Below are 20,853 nucleotides of genomic sequence, written 5' to 3'. Positions count from 1 at the left end.
ATGCAAGGGACCTCATGAAGCAGAAGCGAACTCTCGGAACACCAAGGTTGCTGGGCATTGTCTGGCCCTTTATTGCCGTCGTCCTGTTTCAGGCACTGCTGGGCTGCGTCAGCCTCTACATGCTGTCGGCCGTGCGCGGCTATGTGGCGGGCGAGAGCCTGTGGTCCAAGGGCCAGAAAGACGCCATCTACTATCTGACGCTATACGCCGACAACCGCGACCAGGCGACCTTTCTCAAATACCAGAATGCGATTGCGGTGCCCCAGGGCGGGCACGAGTTGCGGGTTGCCCTTGATCGCCCCAGCCCTGACCTCGCGGCGGCGCGCTTGGGGATTCTCAAGGGCGGCAACCATCCAGATGATGTGTCGAGCCTGATCTGGCTCTATCTCAACTTTCGCCATTTCAGCTACCTGGAAAAAGCCATCGAACTGTGGACCATCGGTGATGGCTACCTGGTGCAACTCGATGACCTGGCGCAGGAGATGCACAGGGGGATCATTGCCAATCGGGTCAGCAGCGCCGACATCCATGCCTGGAAAGAGCGGATTATCGCCATCAACGATGGCGTGACACCGGCGGCCAAGGCCTTCAGCGATGCCCTGGGCGAAGGCTCCAGGATGATTCTGCGCCTGCTGGTGACCACCAACCTGGCCACCGCCCTCGGCCTGATCGCCCTGGCGTTGCTGCGCACCCGCAAGCTCTTGGCCCAGCGGCACGCGTTTGCTGATGCCTTGCAACTGGAGAGGGAGCGGGCGCAGATCACCCTGGAGTCCATTGGCGATGGGGTGATCACCACCGATGTCGACGGGGCGATCGCCTATATGAACCCGGCGGCGGAATCCCTGACCCACTGGAACGCGGCCCAGGCCCAGGGCTTGCCGTTGGCCGCGCTGTTCAATCTGCTGGATGAACACGCCCAGGCCGATGGGTTTACCCTGATCGATCACATTCTTGACGGCCAACTCAGTGGCGGCAGCGAGCACTCCAAGCTGATCCAGCGCCTGGATGGCAGTACCGTGTCCGTGACCCTGGTGGGCGCACCGATCCGCAGTGCTGGCAAGGTCAGCGGGGCGGTGCTGGTGTTGCACGACATGACCCAGGAGCGCCAATACATTGCCAACCTGTCCTGGCAGGCGACCCATGATGCATTGACCGGGCTGGCCAACCGGCGCGAATTTGAGTATCGCCTGGAGCAGGTGCTACACGGCATCGGGCGCCAGCAGTCGGCGCGGCATGCCTTGATGTTCCTCGACCTGGACCAGTTCAAACTGGTCAACGACACCTGTGGCCATGCGGCAGGCGATGAATTGCTGCGGCATATCTGCGCCCTGCTGCAATCGGACCTGCGCGAAGGCGATACCCTGGCCCGCCTGGGCGGCGATGAGTTTGGCATTCTGCTGGAGAACTGCCCGGCGCCGGTGGCCGAGAAAATCGCCGAGAGCCTGCGTCATACCGTGCAAAACCTGCACTTCGTCTGGAAAGGCCGACCGTTTGTCACCACGGTCAGTATCGGCCTGGTGCATATCACCCACACCCCGACCACCCTGGAAACTTCGTTGCGTGCTGCCGATATGGCCTGCTACATGGCCAAGGAGAAGGGACGCAACCGGGTGCAGGTCTATCACGCCGATGACACCGAATTGTCCCTGCGTTTTGGCGAAATGGCCTGGATCCAGCGCTTGCACATGGCCCTGGAAGAGGACCGTTTTTGCCTGTATGCCCAGGAAATCGCCCCCTTGGGCCACACCGAGGCGGGCAACGGGCATATCGAGATTCTGCTGCGCCTGCACGATGAGGCCGGGCGGATGATCTTGCCCGACAGCTTTATCCCGGCCGCCGAGCGTTATGGGTTGATGACCTCCCTGGACCGCTGGGTGGTGGAGAACGTGTTCAAGCTGATTGCCCGCTGCATGGTCGAGCGACCGGGCAGGCCCATGGCGATGTGTGCGATCAACCTGTCGGGCATTACCATCGGCGATGACGACTTCCTGCGCTTTTTGCGGGAGAAGTTCAGCGCCTACGGCATTCCGCCGGGGATGATCTGTTTTGAAATCACTGAAACCAGTGCAATTTCCAACCTGGGCAGCGCGATTCGTTTTATCAATGAGCTCAAGGCCTTGGGTTGTTGCTTCTCCCTGGATGACTTTTGTGCGGGGATGTCCTCATTCGCCTACCTCAAACATTTACCTGTAGACTTCCTGAAGATCGATGGAAGTTTCGTAAAGGATATGCTGGACGACCCGATTAACCGCGCCATGGTCGAAGTGATCAACCACATCGGCCATGTCATGGGTAAGCGCACTATTGCCGAGTTTGTCGAAACGCCGCACATCGAGCAGGCATTGCTCGAGATCGGCGTGGACTACGCTCAGGGCTACCTGATTGAACGCCCGCAATTGTTTACCTTCGATAGTTTGCAGTGTCGACCTGCGCGCCCGCAGCCTCTGTTGTTCAGGGCGCCCGGCACGTTCCGCTGAAACATCTGCTGGTCTGTACACATCACACATCAAAAGGAGCCCGACAGTGATCGACACATTCAGCAGAACCGGCCCGCTTATGGAAGCCTCAAGTTACCCCGCCTGGGCTCAGCAACTGATCCAGGACTGTAGCGAGAGCAAGCGCCGAGTTGTCGAACACGAACTGTACCAGCGCATGCGCGATAACAAGCTCAGTGCCAAGACCATGCGCCATTACCTGATTGGTGGCTGGCCAGTGGTGGAACAGTTCGCGTTGTACATGGCACAAAACCTGACCAAGACCAAGTTTGCCCGTCACCCTGGCGAGGATATGGCGCGACGTTGGTTGATGCGCAATATTCGCGTGGAACTGAACCATGCCGATTATTGGGTGCATTGGGCGCGCGCCCATGGTGTTGGCCTGGAAGAGTTGCAGGCGCAGAACGTACCGCCCGAGTTGCATGCACTGAGTCATTGGTGCTGGCACACCAGTTCGGCCGACTCGTTGATCGTCGCGATTGCCGCCACCAACTACGCCATCGAGGGGGCCACTGGGGAGTGGTCTGCGCTGGTGTGTTCGACGGGCGTGTATGCCGCAGCGTTCCCCGAAGAAGATCGCAAGCGCGCCATGAAGTGGCTGAAGATGCATGCCCAGTACGATGACGCCCACCCGTGGGAAGCACTGGAAATCATCTGCACCCTGGCGGGGATGAACCCGAGCAAGGCGTTGCAAGTGGAGCTGCGCCAGGCCGTGTGCAAGAGCTACGACTACATGTACCTGTTCCTGGAACGCTGCATGCAGTTGGAGAAAACCCCAGTGACCCGCGAGCGCCAGGTATTGGCGACCAGCGAAGCCTGACCCAGGCAGGGCGGGGTAGCGTTTACCCCGCCATTGCCAGGCGGTTGCGGCCTTCGCGCTTGGCCACATACAAGGCATTGTCGGCCCGGCGCAGCAGGCTCTCGGCCGACTCGCCCGCCAGCAAGGTCGCGCAACCCAGGCTCACCGTCAATTCGATACGCGTAGTGTCCGCCCAGTAGTCCTGGGCCTGTGCTGCCTGGCGCAGGCGTTCGCCCACCATGGCCGCGGCATCGCGTCCGGTGTTGGACAGCAGGATCAGGAACTCTTCCCCGCCAAACCGAAACACCATATCCACATTGCGCAACTGGCCCTTGATCGAGGCTGCGACGGCCTTGAGCACCTTGTCGCCGGTGGCGTGGCCGTGGCTGTCGTTGATGCGCTTGAAGTGATCGATATCGAGCATCAGCAAGGACAGCGGATGCAGGTGCCGCTTGGCCATCTCGATCTCCCGGCCCAGGGTCTGGTCCATGGCGATGCGGTTGCCGGTCTCGGTCAGCGGGTCACGCAGGGCGCTGCGGGTCGCGGTGCGATACAGCAGGGCGTTGCGCATCGGGTAGAGCAGGCTGGCCAGTAGCGACTCCAGGTTGCCCTGTTCTTCTTCGCTGAAACGCTGGTTACGGCGAAACACCAGCTCTCCCAGATGCTCGCCCTGGTGGCTGAGGCTATAGCTCACGGAGTGATGGCCGCGCTGGCCATATTCCAGGCGCAGGTCGCTGGCTTCATGGCGGTATTGCAGGGCGTCCAGGGGCACCAGGCGCTGCACTTCGCGAAAGAACAGGCCAAGGATCCGCTCGGCTTCCAGGCTGGTCTGCAATTGCAGGTTCAGCTGCTGGCGCAGTTGCGCGAGGCTGATGGGGCGCCGTGCGATAAGGGAAGGCTGGCCAAAGCCCAGGCGTTGCAATTTGGCACTATCGAAGTCAATTGCGTTGGTCTGGGTCGGTGTTTTCATAAACGGGCAGGCCTCTAAGCACAGAATGCTGTCTTACAGGCTCGATGGGAGCGGCCACTGGCGGGCGTCTTACTGTTCCTTCAGTTCCGTAAAACTTAGGTAACAGTCTAGTCCGCTTTGCCGGGGGTTATAACCCCTGATCCCATGCCGCACGTCTTGATGTCGCGCTGCCTGCTTAAGCATATTGGAGCGAAAACCGTGCCAGTTAGTGCAATTAGTTTTTAGTGCTTATAAAACAAGGGGATGGGATTTATTGAGGAAAGGGAGCGGTGGGAATTTGGCGCAGGCCCATTGAGCCCGACACTGCGCCATCGCGGGCAAGCCCGCTCCCACAATGGCGTGGTGTCATGTCCGAAGATTATTGCGCGTCGAACGCCTGCCCAGTGATCCCCGAGCTATCCGGGCCCATCAGGTACAGGTACACCGGCATGATCTCTTCCGGCAGCGGGTTGTTGGCCGGGTTTTCCCCTGGATAGGCCTGGGCGCGCATGCTGGTGCGGGCGCCGCCGGGGTTGATGCTGTTGGCACGTACTGCCGCGACGGTGTCGAGTTCGTCGGCCAGGGTTTGCATCAGGCCTTCGGTGGCAAATTTCGACACACCATAGGCGCCCCAGTAGGCCCGGCCCTTGCGCCCGACGCTGCTGGAGGTGAACACCACCGAAGCGTCCTGGGACAGCTTGAGCAGCGGCAGCAGGGTGGCGGTCAGCATAAACATGGCGTTGACGTTGATATGCATGACCCGCATGAAATTCTCGCCCGACAGCTGTTCGATCGGGGTGCGTGGGCCGATGATCGAGGCGTTGTGCAGCAGCCCGTCGAGATGACCGAATTCTTTTTCAATCATTGCCGCCAGCTCATCGTATTGATGGGGCAGGGCGGTTTCCAGGTTGAACGGGATCACCACCGGTTGCGGGTGACCGGCGGCTTCGATTTCATCGTAGACCTGGGCCAGGTTGGCTTCGGTCTTGCCCAGCAACAGTACGGTGGCACCGTGGGCGGCATAGGTCTTGGCCGCCGCTGCACCAATCCCGCGACCGGCACCGGTGACCAGGATGACCCGGTCCTTGAGCAATTCTGGGCGTGCGGAGTAATCAAACATAATCGACCTCAACAAAAATTCAGTCTGAATGTGGGGCGGGCTTGCTCGCGATAGCACAGTGGTCAGTCAATAAATCGGCAACTGATTCACTGCTATCGCTGGCAAGCCAGCTCCCACATTGATCTCAGTGTTTCAGTGTCAGCAACTGCAGAGTGCGCTATCGAGCACCTTGCGCAGTTCCAGAGGGTGATCGACCACGACGTCGGCGCCCCAGTTGCGGGCGTTGTCGTCAGGGTGGATGTAGCCGTAGGTGACGGCCGCAGTACGGGTGCCGGCGTCGCGGCCCGACTCGATATCCCGCAGGTCGTCGCCCACGAACAGTACGCTGGCCGGGTCCAGGTCAAGCATCTTGCAGGCCAGGATCAGCGGCTCCGGGTCGGGCTTGCTGTTCTTTACGTGGTCCGGGCATATCAGCAGCGCCGAGCGCTGGGCCAGGCCCAGTTGTTCCATGATCGGCTCGGCAAAGCGCAGGGGCTTGTTGGTGACTACGCCCCAGATCAGCTTGGAACGCTCGATGTCTTCCAGCAGTTCGGCCATGCCATCAAACAACTTGCTGTGGATTGCGCAGCCCTTGACGTAGCGTTCGAGGAACTCCAGGCGCAGCTCTTCAAAGCCTGGGGACTGCGGGTCCATGGAAAACGTCACGGCGACCATGGCCCGGGCACCGCCGGAAATTTCATCGCGGATATGCTGGTCGTTGATCGGCGCAAGCCCGCGCTCGGTGCGCATGGCCTGGCAGATGGCGATAAAGTCCGGCGCGGTATCGAGCAGCGTACCGTCCATGTCGAAAAGAACCGCTTTCAACTTCACAGGCTTATTCCTCTCGCAGGGTCTGGATCATGTAATTGACGTCGACGTCGCTGGCCAGCTTGTAGTGCTTGGTCAGTGGGTTGTAGGTCAGGCCGATGATGTCCTTGACGGTCAGCCCGGCCTGGCGGCTCCAGGCGCCCAGTTCGGAAGGGCGGATGAACTTCTTGAAGTCATGGGTGCCGCGTGGCAGCAGCTTCATGATGTATTCGGCGCCGATGATCGCGAACAGGTAGGCCTTGGGGTTGCGGTTGATGGTGGAGAAGAACACCTGGCCGCCGGGCTTGACCATGCGGAAGCAGGCGCGGATCACCGACGATGGGTCGGGCACGTGCTCCAGCATCTCCAGGCAGGTCACTACGTCAAACTGCTCGGGCATTTCCTCGGCCAGGGCTTCGGCGGTGATCTGCCGGTACTCCACGCTCACGCCCGACTCCAACTGATGCAGCTGGGCCACGGCCAGGGGCGCTTCGCCCATGTCGATGCCCATCACCGTGGCGCCGCGCTGGGCCATGGCCTCGCTGAGAATGCCGCCACCGCAGCCCACGTCGAGGACCTTCTTGCCGGCCAGGTTGACGCGCTCGTCGATCCAGTTGACCCGCAGCGGGTTGATGTCGTGCAGCGGCTTGAACTCGCTTTCGCGGTCCCACCAACGGTGAGCCAGGGCTTCGAATTTGGCGATTTCGGCGTGGTCGACGTTACTCATGGGTAGTCCTCTAAATCCGATAAAACGGTGTGCCTGGCCCGGAAGGCTGATCCGGGGGCGGCGTTATTCTGGGTGTCCGCTGATGCGCCGGCCCCAGGCAGCGGCCGTGGCGCTCAGTTGCTGTTCATCCATGCGGGTCAGTTGCCGGTCGTCGAGCAGTTGCTTGCCGCCGACCCAAAGGTGTTTCACACAATCGCGGCCGGTGGCATATATAAGCTGCGAGACCGGATCGTAGATCGGTTGCTGGGCCAGGCCAGAAAGGTCGAAGGCTACGATATCCGCGGCCTTGCCCACTTCCAGCGAGCCGATTTCTGTTTCCAGGCCCATGGCCCGCGCACCGTTGAGGGTGGCCATGCGCAGCGCGCGATGGGCATCCAGGGCGCTGGCCGAGCCAGCAACGGCCTTGGCCAGCAGCGCGGCGGTGCGGGTTTCACCCAGCAGGTCGAGGTCATTGTTGCTTGCCGCGCCGTCGGTGCCTACTGCCACATTGACGCCGGCCTGCCACAGACGTTCCACCGGGCAGAAGCCACTGGCCAGTTTCAGGTTGGATTCCGGGCAGTGGATCACGCTGCTGTTGCTTTCTACCAGCAACGCCAGGTCGTCTTCGCTGATTTGGGTCATATGAACGGCCTGCAGCCGCGGGCCGAGCAAGCCCAGGCGGGCGAGGCGGGCCAGGGGCCGTTCGCGATACTGCTCGATGGACTGCTGCACTTCAAAGGCCGTCTCGTGGACATGCATATGAATGGCGGCGTCCAGCTCCTCGGCGATCACCCGGACTTTTTCCAGGTTCGCATCGCTGACGGTATAGGGCGCATGGGGGCCAAAGGCGATTTTGATCCGTGGGTGATGCTTGAGGTCGCCAAACAACTCCACGCCCTGGCGGATCGCCTCATCGGCGGTGGCGGCGCCGGGGATCGGGAAGTCGAGGATCGGCATCGCAATCTGCGCGCGCATACCGCTGTTGTGCACGCGTTCGCTGGCGACCTTGGGGAAGAAGTACATGTCTGAGAAGCAACTGATGCCGCCCTTGATCTGCTCGGCGATCGCCAGATCAGTGCCGTCGCGCACGAAGGCTTCATCGACCCACTTGGCTTCGGCCGGCCAGATATGGTGTTGTAGCCAGGTCATCAGCGGCAGGTCGTCGGCCAGGCCGCGAAACAGACTCATCGCCGCATGGCCGTGGGCATTCACCAGGCCCGGGCTGAGCAGCACCCCCGGCAGCTCGCGTACTTCGTGGGCTGCCAGCTTCAGCGCCTGGGCGCGCGGGCCGATAAATGCGATGCGGCCATCGCGAATGCCCAGGCCATGTGCTTTGAGCACCACGCCCGCAGGCTCGACCGGTACCAGCCAGCTTGGCAGCAGCAGTAAGTCGAGCGGGGCGGCAGGTGGCGTCATAGCGGGCATCGTCCGGGGCGGTTATATAAAGAGGGCGAAGTATACCCGAGCGTCCTGGCTGGCGGATCGCTATAATCCGCGGCTTTTGTTGATGAGTACGGGGTGAGGGATGCGCGATCGACTGTTGGCGGCGGAGAAAGTGAGGGCCATCGATTGGCGTGATGGCGCACTGCACCTGCTCGATCAGCGTGCGCTGCCGTCCCGGGAAAGCTGGGTCATATGCTCGTCGGTCGACGAAGTGGCCGCAGCCATTCGCATGATGGTGGTGCGCGGCGCGCCGGCCATTGGCATCAGCGCGGCCTACGGCCTGGTGCTGGCTGCCCGTGCACGGATTGCCGAGGGCGGTGACTGGCAGGCTGCATGGGAAGAGGACTACGCGCTGCTGGCCGAATCCCGGCCCACAGCGTCAAACCTGTTCTGGGCCCTCAAGCGCATGCGCGATCGCCTCGATCGCCTCAAGAAGCACGCCGACCCGTTGGCGGTGCTGGAGGCCGAAGCTATCGCGATCCATGAAAGCGACCGTGAAGCCAACCTGACCATGGCGCAATTGGGCGTCGAATTGATCCGCAAACACCAGGGCAATGCCCAGGCCATCCTCACCCACGGCAATGCCGGGGCCTTGGCTAGCGGTGGCGTGGGCACCGCGCTGGGGGTGATCCGCGCGGCGTTTCTGGAAGGAATGGTCGAGCAGGTCTATGCCAACGAAACCCGCCCCTGGTTGCAAGGCTCGCGGCTGACTGCCTGGGAGCTGGCGAGCGAGGGCATCCCGGTTACGGTGAATGCCGACTCGGCCGGCGCGCATATCCTCAAGACCAAAGGCGTGACCTGGGTAATTGTTGGCGCCGACTGCATCGCGGCCAATGGCGATGTGATCAGCAAGATCGGCACTTACCAACTGGCGGTAAGCGCCATGCACCATAGTGTGCGCTTCATGGTAGTGGCCCCCAGCTCTACGCTGGACCTGATGATGGCCACTGGCGATGACGTTGCCCTGGAAGAGCGGGATGCCGGCGAGCTGCTGGAGGTCGCCGGGCAGCGGTTTGCCGCCGATGTCGCAGCCTTTAACCCGGTGTTTGACGTCACGCCGGCGGACCTGATCGACGTGATCGTCACCGAAAAAGGCATTGTCGAGCGGCCGGACGCGGCCAAGCTGGCCCAGTTGATGTGTCGCAAGCGTCTGCATTAAGGGCTGTAATATCTGGCAGATTGCAATCGCGGGCACGCGTGGCCCCACACGTTGAATGCATTTAGAAATCAACTGTGGGAGTGGGCTTGTCCGCGATGGGCTTCGAAAGCCAACAAAACCCTCGGTTCCATAGGCAAATCCAAGCCTCGATTCAGCTCTGAGCCCCTCTCGTCGCCCTCAAGCCTGTCATCGGTCAACTTACTACGCTCCATGCGCATCTGGGGGATAGGTGCGTGGCGGCGATTGTGATACCATTCGGCGGTTTCCAGGGTCACCCCAAGGGGCGGCCCTTAATGCGCAGATCCGTGTCATAACTCGTTGATTTGTCGTAAGTCGTTGCCAGGCATCATGTCGGCGGCGGCGAGCTTCGTTCGTCCCAAATGGATGTGACGAGGTTTCACCCGAAAAAGGAATCAGGCTTCTCATGGGCGAACTGGCCAAAGAAATCCTCCCGGTCAATATCGAAGACGAGCTGAAACAGTCCTACCTCGACTACGCGATGAGCGTAATTGTCGGGCGGGCACTGCCTGATGCGCGCGATGGCTTGAAGCCCGTGCACCGGCGTGTGCTGTTCGCGATGAGCGAGCTGGGTAACGACTGGAACAAGCCGTACAAGAAATCTGCCCGTGTTGTCGGTGACGTGATCGGTAAGTATCACCCTCACGGCGACACTGCGGTGTACGACACCATCGTTCGGATGGCCCAGCCGTTTTCCCTGCGCTACCTGCTGGTAGACGGCCAGGGCAACTTCGGTTCGGTGGACGGCGACAACGCGGCGGCCATGCGATACACCGAAGTGCGCATGACCAAGCTGGCACACGAGCTGCTGGCCGACCTGCACAAGGAAACCGTGGACTGGGTGCCGAACTACGACGGCACCGAAATGATCCCGGCGGTCATGCCGACCCGTATTCCCAACCTGTTGGTCAACGGCTCCAGCGGTATCGCCGTGGGCATGGCCACCAACATCCCGCCACACAACCTCGGTGAAGTCATCGACGGTTGCCTGGCCCTCATCGACAACCCTGAGCTGACCGTCGATGAGCTGATGCAGTACATCCCTGGCCCGGACTTCCCGACCGCCGCGATCATCAATGGTCGTGCCGGCATCATCGAAGCCTACCGCACCGGTCGTGGCCGCATCTACATGCGTGCGCGCTCGATGATCGAAGACATCGACAAGGTCGGTGGCCGCCAGCAGATCGTCATCACCGAACTGCCTTACCAGCTGAACAAGGCGCGTCTGATCGAGAAGATCGCCGAGCTGGTTAAAGAGAAGAAACTCGAAGGTATTACCGAGCTGCGCGACGAGTCCGACAAAGACGGTATGCGCGTGGTGATCGAGCTGCGTCGTGGCGAAGTGCCTGAGGTGATCCTCAACAACCTCTACGCCCAGACCCAGCTGCAAAGCGTGTTTGGTATCAACGTCGTGGCCTTGATCGACGGTCGCCCGCGCATCCTGAACCTCAAGGATCTGCTGGAAGCCTTCGTCCGTCACCGTCGCGAAGTGGTGACCCGCCGTACCGTGTTCGAGCTGCGCAAGGCCCGTGAACGTGGGCACATCCTGGAAGGCCAGGCGGTTGCGCTGTCGAACATCGACCCGGTCATCGCCCTGATCAAGGCCTCGCCGACCCCGTCGGAAGCCAAGGAAGCACTGATCAAAATGCCGTGGGAATCCAGCGCCGTCGTGGCGATGGTTGAACGTGCCGGTGCCGATTCGTGCCGTCCGGAGACCCTGGATCCGCAATACGGCCTGCGCGATGGCAAGTACTTCCTGTCGCCGGAACAGGCCCAGGCCATCCTGGAACTGCGCCTGCACCGCCTGACCGGTCTGGAGCACGAGAAGCTGCTGGCCGAGTACCAGGAGATCCTCAACCAGATCGGCGAGCTGATCCGCATCCTCAATAGCGCCGTGCGCCTGATGGAAGTGATCCGCGAAGAACTGGAAGTGATCCGCGCCGAATACGGCGACGTGCGCCGCACCGAAATTCTCGATGCACGCCTGGACCTGACCCTGGGTGACATGATCCCGGAAGAAGAGCGCGTGGTGACCATTTCCCACGGCGGCTACGCCAAGACCCAGCCTTTGGCTGCGTACCAGGCCCAGCGTCGTGGTGGTAAAGGCAAGTCGGCGACTGGCGTCAAGGATGAGGACTACATCGCTCACCTGCTGGTAGCCAACAGCCACACCACGCTGCTGCTGTTCTCCAGCAAAGGCAAGGTGTACTGGCTCAAGACCTACGAGATCCCGGAAGCGTCCCGCGCTGCCCGTGGTCGTCCGCTGGTCAACCTGTTGCCGCTGGACACCGACGAATACATCACCACCATGCTGCCGGTCGAGGAATACACCGAGGGTCACTTCATCTTCATGGCCACCGCCAAAGGCACCGTGAAGAAGACCCCGCTGGAATCCTTCAGCCGCCAGCGCAGCGTGGGCCTGATCGCCCTGGAGCTGGACGAGGGCGACGTACTGATTTCCGCCGCCATTACCGATGGCGAGCGCGAAGTCATGCTGTTCTCCGACGGTGGCAAGGTGACGCGCTTCAAGGAATCCGACGTACGTGCCATGGGTCGTACCGCCCGTGGTGTGCGCGGCATGCGCCTGCCGGAAGGGCAGAAGCTGATTTCCATGCTGATCCCGGAAGAAGGCAGCCAGATCCTTACCGCTTCGGCTCGTGGTTATGGCAAGCGCACCGCCATCAGCGAGTTCCCCGAGTACAAGCGTGGCGGCCAGGGCGTTATCGCCATGGTCAGCAACGATCGCAACGGCCGTCTGGTCGGCGCGGTGCAGGTGCTGGATGGCGAGGAAATCATGCTGATTTCCGACCAGGGCACCCTGGTGCGTACCCGGGTTGATGAAGTGTCGAGCCTGGGCCGTAACACCCAGGGCGTGACCTTGATCAAGCTGGCCAGCGACGAGACCCTGGTGGGTCTGGAGCGTGTCCAGGAGCCATCGGAAGTCGAAGGCGAGGAGCTGGAAGGCGAGGAGTTTGATGGCGAGGTGATCGCAGCCGGCGATGACAGCGTCGACGAGCCAACCCTCGATGCTGCCGCAGACGAGGAAGAACCGCAGGAATAAGCGGACAACCAAGGGGGCGGATGAAGATTCGCCCCCTTGTTATTTGTCCCTTTTGAAAATTTGCGATACTGCGCATTCCCCTGTGGGAGCGGGCTTGCTCGCGAAGGCGGCGTGTCAGTCAACACATGTGCTGGCTGAGACTCCGCCTTCGCGAGCAAGCCCGCTCCCACATGGGGTTATATGTCGAACACGAATTATGTGACCACCAGATCAGAGCGAGATTGGATGTGAGCAAGAGAGCCTATAACTTCTGTGCTGGTCCCGCGGCACTTCCTGAAGCAGTCCTGCAGCGCGCGCAGGGTGAACTCCTCGACTGGCATGGCAAAGGCCTCTCGGTCATGGAAATGAGCCATCGCAGCGATGAGTTTGTGTCCATTGCCACCAAGGCCGAGCAGGATCTGCGTGACCTGCTGGATATCCCGTCGGACTACAAGGTGTTGTTCCTGCAAGGTGGCGCCAGCCAGCAATTTGCCCAATTGCCGCTGAACCTGCTGCCGGAAGACGGCACTGCCGACTATATCGATACCGGTATCTGGTCGCAAAAAGCCATTGAAGAAGCCTCGCGCTACGGCAATATCAATGTGGCCGGTACTGCCAAGCCCTACGATTATTTCGCTATCCCGGGTCAGAACGAGTGGAAGCTATCCAAGGACGCGTCCTACGTTCACTACGTGCAGAACGAAACCATCGGCGGCCTGGAGTTCGACTGGGTGCCTGAAGTCGGTGACGTCCCGTTGGTGTGCGACATGTCCTCGGACATTCTCTCGCGCCCGATGGATGTGTCGCGCTACGGCATGATCTACGCCGGCGCACAGAAGAACATTGGCCCCAGCGGCATCCTGGTCAATATCATCCGTGAAGACCTGCTCGGCCGTGCCCGTTCGGTGTGCCCGACCATGCTCAACTACAAAGTCGCGGCCGACAACGGCTCGATGTACAACACCCCGCCGGCCTTTGCCTGGTATCTGTCGGGCCTGGTGTTCGAGTGGCTGAAAGAGCAGGGCGGCGTGGCCGCCATGGGCAAGCTCAACGAAGAGAAGAAGCGCACCCTGTACGACTTCATCGACGCCAGCGGCCTGTACAGCAACCCGATCAACCTGAGCGACCGCTCGTGGATGAACGTGCCGTTCCGCCTGGCCGATGACCGCCTGGACAAGCCATTTCTGGCCGGCGCCGACGAGCGTGGCCTGCTGAACCTCAAGGGCCATCGTTCGGTAGGCGGCATGCGCGCCTCGATCTACAACGCAGTCGACATCAATGCCATCAAGGCGCTGGTGGCCTACATGGCAGAGTTCGAGAAGGAACACGGCTAATGTCTGAGCAAGAACTCAAGGCCCTGCGTGTGCGCATTGACGCCCTGGACACCAAAGTCCTGGAGCTGATCAGTGAGCGTGCGCGGTGTGCCCAGGAAGTGGCGCGGGTCAAGATGGCCTCCCTGGCTGAAGGTGAAGTGCCGGTGTTCTACCGTCCGGAGCGCGAAGCCCAGGTGCTCAAACGGGTGATGGAGCGTAACCAGGGGCCGCTGGGCAATGAAGAGATGGCGCGGTTGTTCCGCGAGATCATGTCTTCGTGCCTGGCCCTTGAGCAGCCATTGAAAGTGGCTTACCTCGGCCCCGAGGGGACCTTCACCCAGGCGGCGGCGATGAAGCATTTCGGCCATGCGGTGATCAGCAAGCCGATGGCAGCCATCGACGAAGTGTTCCGCGAAGTGGCGGCCGGTGCGGTGAATTTTGGCGTGGTGCCGGTGGAAAACTCCACCGAAGGCGCGGTCAATCACACCCTCGACAGCTTCCTTGAGCACGACATGGTGATCTGTGGCGAAGTCGAGCTGCGCATCCACCACCACTTGCTGGTGGGTGAAAACACCAAGACCGACAGCATCAGCCGCATTTACTCCCACGCCCAGTCCCTGGCCCAGTGCCGCAAGTGGCTGGATGCCCATTACCCGAATGTCGAGCGTGTGGCGGTGTCCAGCAACGCCGAAGCGGCCAAGCGGGTCAAGGGTGAGTGGAATTCGGCGGCGATTGCCGGGGATATGGCTGCGGGCCTGTACGGCCTGACGCGCCTGGCCGAGAAAATCGAGGATCGCCCGGATAACTCCACGCGCTTTTTGATGATCGGCAACCAGGAAGTACCGCCGACCGGCGACGACAAGACCTCGATCATTGTCTCCATGAGCAACAAGCCGGGTGCGCTGCATGAACTGCTGGTGCCGTTCCACGACAACGGGATAGACCTGACACGCATCGAGACGCGTCCTTCGCGCAGCGGTAAATGGACCTATGTGTTCTTTATCGACTTCGTCGGTCACCACCGTGATCCGCTGGTCAAGAGTGTGCTGGAGAAAATCAGTCAGGAAGCCGTGGCACTCAAGGTGCTGGGCTCCTACCCGAAAGCGGTTTTGTGAGGCTTTGACATGAGTGGCAACTTCCTCGCCCTGGCACAGCCGGGCGTGCAACAACTGTCGCCTTACGTTCCAGGCAAGCCTGTGGACGAGTTGGCGCGCGAGTTGAATCTGGATCCGGCGAAGATCGTCAAGCTGGCGAGCAATGAAAACCCCCTGGGCCCAAGTCCCAAGGTGCTGGCGGCGATCCGTGAAGAGTTGGCGGAGCTGACCCGTTACCCCGACGGCAACGGCTTTGCCCTCAAGTCCCTGTTGGCCGAGCGCTGCCGGGTCGAGTTGAGCCAGGTCACTCTGGGCAATGGTTCCAACGACATCCTGGAGCTGGTGGCGCGTGCCTACCTGGCGCCTGGCCTGAATGCGGTGTTCAGTGAGCACGCATTTGCGGTGTATCCGATTGTCACCCAGGCCGTCGGTGCCGAGGCGCGGGTGATTGCGGCCAGGGACTGGGGGCATGATCTGCCGGCCATGCTCGCAGCCATCGATGCCCAGACCCGCGTGGTGTTTATCGCCAACCCGAACAACCCGACCGGTACCTGGTTCGGTGCCGATGCGCTGAACGAGTTCCTGCAGGATGTGCCTGGGCACGTGCTGGTGGTGCTGGACGAGGCCTACATCGAATACGCCGAAGGTGGCGACTTGCCCGACGGCCTGGATTTCCTCGCGGCCTATCCGAACCTGCTGGTATCGCGCACTTTCTCCAAGGCCTATGGCCTGGCGTCGCTGCGGGTCGGCTACGGGTTATCCACAGCGGTTGTCGCGGATGTGCTGAACCGTGTGCGCCAGCCGTTCAACGTCAACAGCCTGGCATTGGCGGCGGCTTGTGCGGCGCTCAGGGATGCCGAGTACCTGGAAGAAGGGCGACGGATCAACGAGAGCGGCATGCAGCAGCTGCAGCAAGGCTTCCGCGAACTGGGCCTGGGCTGGATTGCGTCCAAGGGCAACTTTATTTGCGTGGATCTCGCCCAAGAGGCCGCCCCGGTCTTCCAGGGTTTGCTGCGCGAAGGCGTGATCGTGCGTCCGGTGGCCAATTACGGCATGCCGAACCACTTGCGCATCACCATCGGTTTGCCGGCTGAAAACAGTCGCTTCCTTGAGGCGCTGGCCAAGGTTCTGGCTCGTGGTTGATGTGATTGCAATGCAACCTGTTGTGCCTGTGATCGGCCGCCTGGTGGTGGTCGGTCTGGGATTGATTGGCGGCTCCTTTGCCAAGGGCCTGCGGGAAAGCGGCCTGTGTGGCGAAGTGGTCGGTGTGGATCTTGACCCGCAATCGCGCCAACTGGCGGTTGAGCTGGGCGTGGTGGACCGCTGTGAGGCGGACTTGGCTGTTGCCTGCCAGGGCGCCGATGTCATCCAGTTGGCGGTGCCGATCCTGGCCATGGAAAAACTGCTGGCGCTGTTGGCCGGCATGGACCTGGGCCAGGCGATTCTCACGGATGTCGGCAGCGCCAAGGGCAATGTGGTGCGTGCGGCGCGCCAGGCGTTTGGTGGCATGCCGCCGCGCTTCGTGCCAGGGCACCCGATTGCCGGCTCCGAGCAGAGTGGGGTGGAGGCGTCCAATTCCCAGCTGTTCCGTCGACACAAGGTGATCCTCACGCCGCTGGCGGAAACCGACCCGGCAGCCTTGGCCGTGGTGGACCGGTTGTGGCGCGAGCTGGGGGCGGATGTCGAGCATATGCAGGTCGAGCGCCATGACGAAGTGCTGGCGGCGACCAGCCATTTGCCGCATCTGCTGGCCTTTGGCCTGGTCGACTCCCTGGCCAAGCGCAACGAAAACCTGGAGATTTTCCGTTACGCCGCCGGTGGCTTTCGCGATTTCACGCGGATTGCCGGTAGCGATCCGGTGATGTGGCACGACATTTTTCTCGCCAATCGCGAGGCTGTGCTGCGGACCCTGGACACCTTTCGCAGTGACTTGGATGCCTTGCGCGACGCGGTTGATGCGGGGGATGGTCATCAGTTGCTGGGCGTCTTTACCCGTGCGCGGGTAGCGCGCGAGCATTTCAGTAAGATCCTGGCGCGCCGGGCCTATATGGATGCGGCCGCCACCGCTGACGATGTAGTGTTTGTCGCCAGCCCAGGTGGGCAACTGAAGGGCAAGCTCCGGGTGCCGGGGGATAAGTCGATTTCCCATCGCTCGATCATGCTCGGGTCGCTGGCGGACGGGGTTACCGAAGTCGAAGGGTTTCTCGAGGGTGAAGATGCCCTGGCGACCCTGCAGGCATTCCGCGACATGGGCGTGGTGATCGAAGGTCCGCATCATGGCCGGGTGACCATTCATGGAGTCGGCCTGCATGGCTTGAAAGCGGCGCCGGGGCCGATCTATCTCGGCAATTCGGGCACGTCCATGCGTCTGCTGTCAGGTTTGTTGGCGGCGCAGGATTTTGACAGTGTCCTGACCGGTGATGCCTCGCTGTCCAGGCGGCCGATGAATCGCGTGGTCAAGCCGTTGCGAGAAATGGGTGCAGTGATAGAGACCGGGCCGGAGGGGCGGCCGCCCCTGACCATTCGTGGCGGGCAAGTGCTCAGGGGTATGAATTACACGCTGCCGATGGCCAGTGCCCAGGTCAAGTCCAGCCTGTTGCTGGCCGGGCTGTATGCCGAGGGCCGGACAGCAGTGACCGAGCGTGCGCCTACCCGTGACCATACCGAGCGAATGCTGCGCGGTTTTGGCTGTCCGGTGCAGGTCAATGGTGCGACGGCGGCGGTAGAGTCGGGTCATGCATTGGTCGCCACGCGTATCGAGGTGCCGGGCGATATCTCTTCCTCGGCATTCTTCCTGGTGGCCGCCTCGATCGCCGAGGGTTCCGAGTTGTTGCTGGAGCATGTGGGCGTCAATCCGACCCGCACCGGGGTGATCGATATCCTGCGCCTGATGGGCGCTGATATCACCCTGGAAAACCCGCGTGAAGTGGGTGGCGAGCCGGTGGCAGACCTGCGTGTGCGCGCGGCACCGCTCAAGGGGATCGAGATTCCCGAAGCGCTGGTGCCCCTGGCTATCGACGAGTTCCCGGTGCTGTTTGTCGCCGCCGCCTGTGCCGAAGGGCGCACGGTATTGCGGGGTGCCGAGGAGTTGCGGGTCAAGGAGTCCGACCGTATCCAGGTGATGGCCGACGGTCTGCTGGCGCTGGGTGTGAAGTGTGTGCCGACCCCTGATGGGATTATCATTGATGGTGGCGGCTTGGCTGGTGGCGAGGTGCATGCCCACGGTGATCATCGGATCGCCATGGCGTTCAGCGTCGCGGCCCTGCGTGCCACTGCGCCGATTCGTATCCATGACTGTGCCAACGTAGCTACATCTTTTCCGAATTTTCTTACACTGTCTGCCCAAGTAGGCATGCGTGTAGCCCAAGAGGCTCAATTGTGAATATCAAAGCACCGGTGATTACCATCGACGGCCCAAGCGGCTCTGGCAAAGGCACTGTCGCGGGCCTGCTGGCCAAGCGCCTGGGTTGGTGCCTGCTGGATTCCGGGGCGCTGTATCGCCTGCTGGCTTTCGCTGCGCGTAACCATGGTGTCGACTTGACCAATGAAGAGTCGTTGGTGTTGTTGGCGGCGCACCTTGACGTGCAGTTCGTCGGCGCGACCGAAGGCCACTCGCTGCGCATTATCCTGGAAGGGGATGATGTAACGGATGACCTGCGCAACGAGCAGGTCGGCTCCTGGGCCTCGCAGGTCGCCGCCTTGCCGGCGGTGCGCGATGCCTTGCTCCAGCGCCAGCGGGCGTTTCAAGAGCCGCCGGGCCTGGTAGCCGATGGCCGCGACATGGGCACCGTGGTGTTCCCCGAGGCACCGCTGAAGATTTTCCTGACGGCCAGTGCCGAGGAGCGGGCGCGCCGCCGTTACTTGCAGTTGAAGGGCAAGGTGGATGGTGTTAGTCTGTCGAGACTGCTAGATGAGATTCGTGCGCGCGATGAGCGCGACACCCAGCGTGCGGTAGCCCCGCTTAAACCGGCGGCTGACGCCATACAGCTGGATTCCACGGAATTGTCCATCGAGCAGGTGTTGGAACGCATCTTGAGTGAAATCGCACTGCGCGATATCGCCGGATGACTCAGAGGAAGTGCAGGGGACCAGTCCTAGACCTGCGCTTCTTCTCTTATATGAACGTAACCCACACCGTCTGGGGTGTGGCAGATGGGCGTATTCTTCGCCCTTATCAACAGGAATTAAAATGAGCGAAAGCTTTGCGGAACTCTTTGAAGAAAGCCTAAAAACCCTGAACCTTCAGGCTGGCTCCATCATCACCGGTGTTATCGTTGATATCGATTACCAAGCTCGCTGGGTAACCGTTCACGCTGGTCTGAAGTCTGAAGCACTCATCCCGCTTGAGCAGTTCTACAACGACGCTGGCGACCTGACTATCAATGTCGGTGACGAAGTTCACGTTGCTCTGGACTCGGTTGAAGACGGCTTCGGTGAAACCAAGCTCTCCCGTGAAAAAGCCAAGCGCGCTGAATGCTGGATTGTTCTGGAAGCAGCCTTCGCAGCTGAAGAAGTGGTCAAGGGCGTTATCAACGGTAAGGTTAAAGGCGGCTTCACTGTCGACGTTAACGGCATCCGTGCGTTCCTGCCAGGTTCTTTGGTCGACGTTCGTCCAGTGCGCGACACCACGCACCTGGAAGGCAAAGAGCTCGAATTCAAGGTCATCAAGCTCGACCAGAAGCGCAACAACGTTGTCGTTTCCCGTCGCAGCGTCCTGGAAGCAGAGAACTCCGCCGAGCGTGAAGCTCTGCTGGAATCCCTGCAGGAAGGCCAACAAGTCAAAGGTATCGTCAAGAACCTCACCGATTACGGCGCATTCGTCGATCTGGGTGGCGTCGATGGCCTGCTGCACATTACCGACATGGCTTGGAAGCGTATCAAGCATCCTTCCGAAATCGTCAACGTTGGCGACGAGATCGATGTCAAGGTTCTGAAATACGATCGCGAGCGCAACCGTGTTTCCCTGGGCCTGAAGCAACTGGGTGAAGATCCATGGGTTGCTATCAAAGCCCGTTACCCAGAAAGCACTCGCGTTACCGCGCGTGTTACCAACCTGACCGACTACGGCTGCTTCGCAGAGCTGGAAGAAGGCGTGGAAGGCCTGGTACACGTTTCCGAAATGGACTGGACCAACAAGAACATCCACCCTTCGAAAGTCGTACAAGTCGGCGACGAAGTGGAAGTTATGGTTCTGGACATCGACGAAGAGCGTCGTCGTATCTCCCTGGGCATTAAGCAGTGCAAATCTAACCCATGGGAAGATTTCTCTGGCCAGTTCAACAAGGGCGATAAAATCTCCGGCACCATCAAGTCGATCACCGATTTCGGTATCTTCATTGGTCTGGACGGCGGCATCGACGGCCTGGTTCACCTGTCCGACATCTCCTGGAACGAAGTTGGCGAAGAAGCTGTTCGTCGTTTCAAGAAGGGCGACGAGCTGGACACCGTTATCCTGTCGGTTGACCCAGAGCGCGAGCGCATCTCCCTGGGTATCAAGCAACTGGAAAGCGATCCGTTCTCCGAGTACGTTCAAGAGAACGACAAGGGTGCAATCGTTAAAGGCATCGTGAAGGAAGTTGACGCTAAAGGCGCCATCATCACTTTGGGTGACGATATCGAAGCGACTCTGAAAGCCTCCGAAATCAGCCGTGATCGCGTTGAAGACGCGCGTAACGTTCTGAAAGAAGGCCAGGAAGTAGAAGCCAAGATCATCAGCGTTGACCGCAAGAGCCGCGTGATCCAACTCTCCATCAAGTCCAAGGACGAGATCGAAGAGAAAGAAGCAATCCAGAGCCTGCGCGATAAGCCAGCGACCTCTGACATTGCTTCGGGTCCGACCACTCTGGGCGACCTGTTGCGTGCACAAATGGAAAAACAGAACTAAGTTCTGTTAGACCATAGAAAAAGGGCGGCTTCGGTCGCCCTTTTTTG

15 protein-coding genes are annotated in these 20,853 nt (G+C 60.8%); 10 read left to right on the top strand and 5 right to left on the bottom strand.

Features of this window, described 5'->3' with window-relative positions:
• Positions 1-14 precede the first annotated feature (14 nt).
• Positions 15-2,477 carry an EAL domain-containing protein gene (locus ACSSVH_RS17150; RefSeq protein ID WP_172314001.1) on the top strand — a complete coding sequence of 821 codons (2,463 nt, stop codon included), beginning with the start codon at positions 15-17 and terminating at the stop codon, positions 2,475-2,477.
• A 79-nt stretch (positions 2,478-2,556) separates the two neighbouring features.
• Positions 2,557-3,315 (top strand): iron-containing redox enzyme family protein, encoded by a 759-nt coding sequence (locus ACSSVH_RS17145; RefSeq protein WP_178123756.1) that lies wholly within the window; start codon positions 2,557-2,559, stop codon positions 3,313-3,315.
• A gap of 22 nt (positions 3,316-3,337) precedes the next feature.
• Here the strand turns inward: ACSSVH_RS17145 and ACSSVH_RS17140 are convergent, their stop codons facing one another.
• From ACSSVH_RS17140 to ACSSVH_RS17120, 5 genes are all read right to left on the bottom strand, one after another.
• Positions 3,338-4,264, bottom strand: coding sequence for a GGDEF domain-containing protein (locus ACSSVH_RS17140; RefSeq protein ID WP_169952758.1), 927 nt, complete (start codon positions 4,262-4,264; stop codon positions 3,338-3,340).
• A gap of 358 nt (positions 4,265-4,622) precedes the next feature.
• Positions 4,623-5,363, bottom strand: coding sequence for a YciK family oxidoreductase (locus ACSSVH_RS17135; RefSeq protein WP_492633534.1), 741 nt, complete (start codon positions 5,361-5,363; stop codon positions 4,623-4,625).
• A gap of 138 nt (positions 5,364-5,501) precedes the next feature.
• Positions 5,502-6,173, bottom strand: coding sequence for an N-acetylmuramic acid 6-phosphate phosphatase MupP (gene mupP / locus ACSSVH_RS17130; protein ID WP_169952756.1), 672 nt, complete (start codon positions 6,171-6,173; stop codon positions 5,502-5,504).
• A 4-nt stretch (positions 6,174-6,177) separates the two neighbouring features.
• On the bottom strand, positions 6,178-6,876 hold the full coding sequence (gene ubiG, locus ACSSVH_RS17125) for a bifunctional 2-polyprenyl-6-hydroxyphenol methylase/3-demethylubiquinol 3-O-methyltransferase UbiG (RefSeq protein ID WP_003172645.1): 699 nt from the start codon (positions 6,874-6,876) through the stop codon (positions 6,178-6,180).
• A gap of 63 nt (positions 6,877-6,939) precedes the next feature.
• Positions 6,940-8,271, bottom strand: coding sequence for a TRZ/ATZ family hydrolase (locus tag ACSSVH_RS17120; protein ID WP_492633533.1), 1,332 nt, complete (start codon positions 8,269-8,271; stop codon positions 6,940-6,942).
• A gap of 109 nt (positions 8,272-8,380) precedes the next feature.
• On the opposite strand from ACSSVH_RS17120, the gene mtnA reads away from it, so the two are divergent.
• The 8 genes from mtnA (at position 8,381) to rpsA (ending at position 20,806) form a co-directional block, all read left to right on the top strand.
• Complete coding sequence (gene mtnA, locus ACSSVH_RS17115) at positions 8,381-9,457, top strand: S-methyl-5-thioribose-1-phosphate isomerase (RefSeq protein WP_492633532.1); 1,077 nt, start codon at positions 8,381-8,383, stop codon at positions 9,455-9,457.
• A 424-nt stretch (positions 9,458-9,881) separates the two neighbouring features.
• A complete protein-coding gene (gene gyrA / locus ACSSVH_RS17110; protein WP_029298707.1) occupies positions 9,882-12,536 on the top strand; it encodes a DNA gyrase subunit A in 2,655 nt (884 codons plus the stop codon).
• A gap of 227 nt (positions 12,537-12,763) precedes the next feature.
• Positions 12,764-13,849 carry a 3-phosphoserine/phosphohydroxythreonine transaminase gene (gene serC / locus ACSSVH_RS17105; RefSeq protein ID WP_169952750.1) on the top strand — a complete coding sequence of 362 codons (1,086 nt, stop codon included), beginning with the start codon at positions 12,764-12,766 and terminating at the stop codon, positions 13,847-13,849.
• A complete protein-coding gene (gene pheA, locus ACSSVH_RS17100; protein WP_025113086.1) occupies positions 13,849-14,943 on the top strand; it encodes a prephenate dehydratase in 1,095 nt (364 codons plus the stop codon). The genes serC and pheA overlap by 1 nt, the downstream gene beginning before the upstream one ends.
• 9 nt (positions 14,944-14,952) lie before the next feature.
• Complete coding sequence (gene hisC, locus ACSSVH_RS17095) at positions 14,953-16,065, top strand: histidinol-phosphate transaminase (protein WP_492633531.1); 1,113 nt, start codon at positions 14,953-14,955, stop codon at positions 16,063-16,065.
• A 28-nt stretch (positions 16,066-16,093) separates the two neighbouring features.
• A complete protein-coding gene (locus tag ACSSVH_RS17090) occupies positions 16,094-18,304 on the top strand; it encodes a bifunctional prephenate dehydrogenase/3-phosphoshikimate 1-carboxyvinyltransferase (RefSeq protein WP_492634723.1) in 2,211 nt (736 codons plus the stop codon).
• Positions 18,301-18,990, top strand: coding sequence for a (d)CMP kinase (gene cmk / locus ACSSVH_RS17085; RefSeq protein ID WP_492633530.1), 690 nt, complete (start codon positions 18,301-18,303; stop codon positions 18,988-18,990). The genes ACSSVH_RS17090 and cmk overlap by 4 nt, the downstream gene beginning before the upstream one ends.
• 121 nt (positions 18,991-19,111) lie before the next feature.
• The gene (gene rpsA, locus ACSSVH_RS17080) at positions 19,112-20,806 is read left to right on the top strand and encodes a 30S ribosomal protein S1 (protein ID WP_029298694.1); all 1,695 of its coding nucleotides are present in this window, start codon (positions 19,112-19,114) and stop codon (positions 20,804-20,806) included.
• The last annotated feature ends 47 nt before the right edge of the window (positions 20,807-20,853 follow it).

The sequence above is a fragment of the Pseudomonas sp. HC1(2025) genome (genome assembly GCF_058742075.1).
The sequence above is the reverse complement of the archived record's forward strand: the minus strand, read 5'-3'. Positions and strand labels throughout refer to the sequence as shown.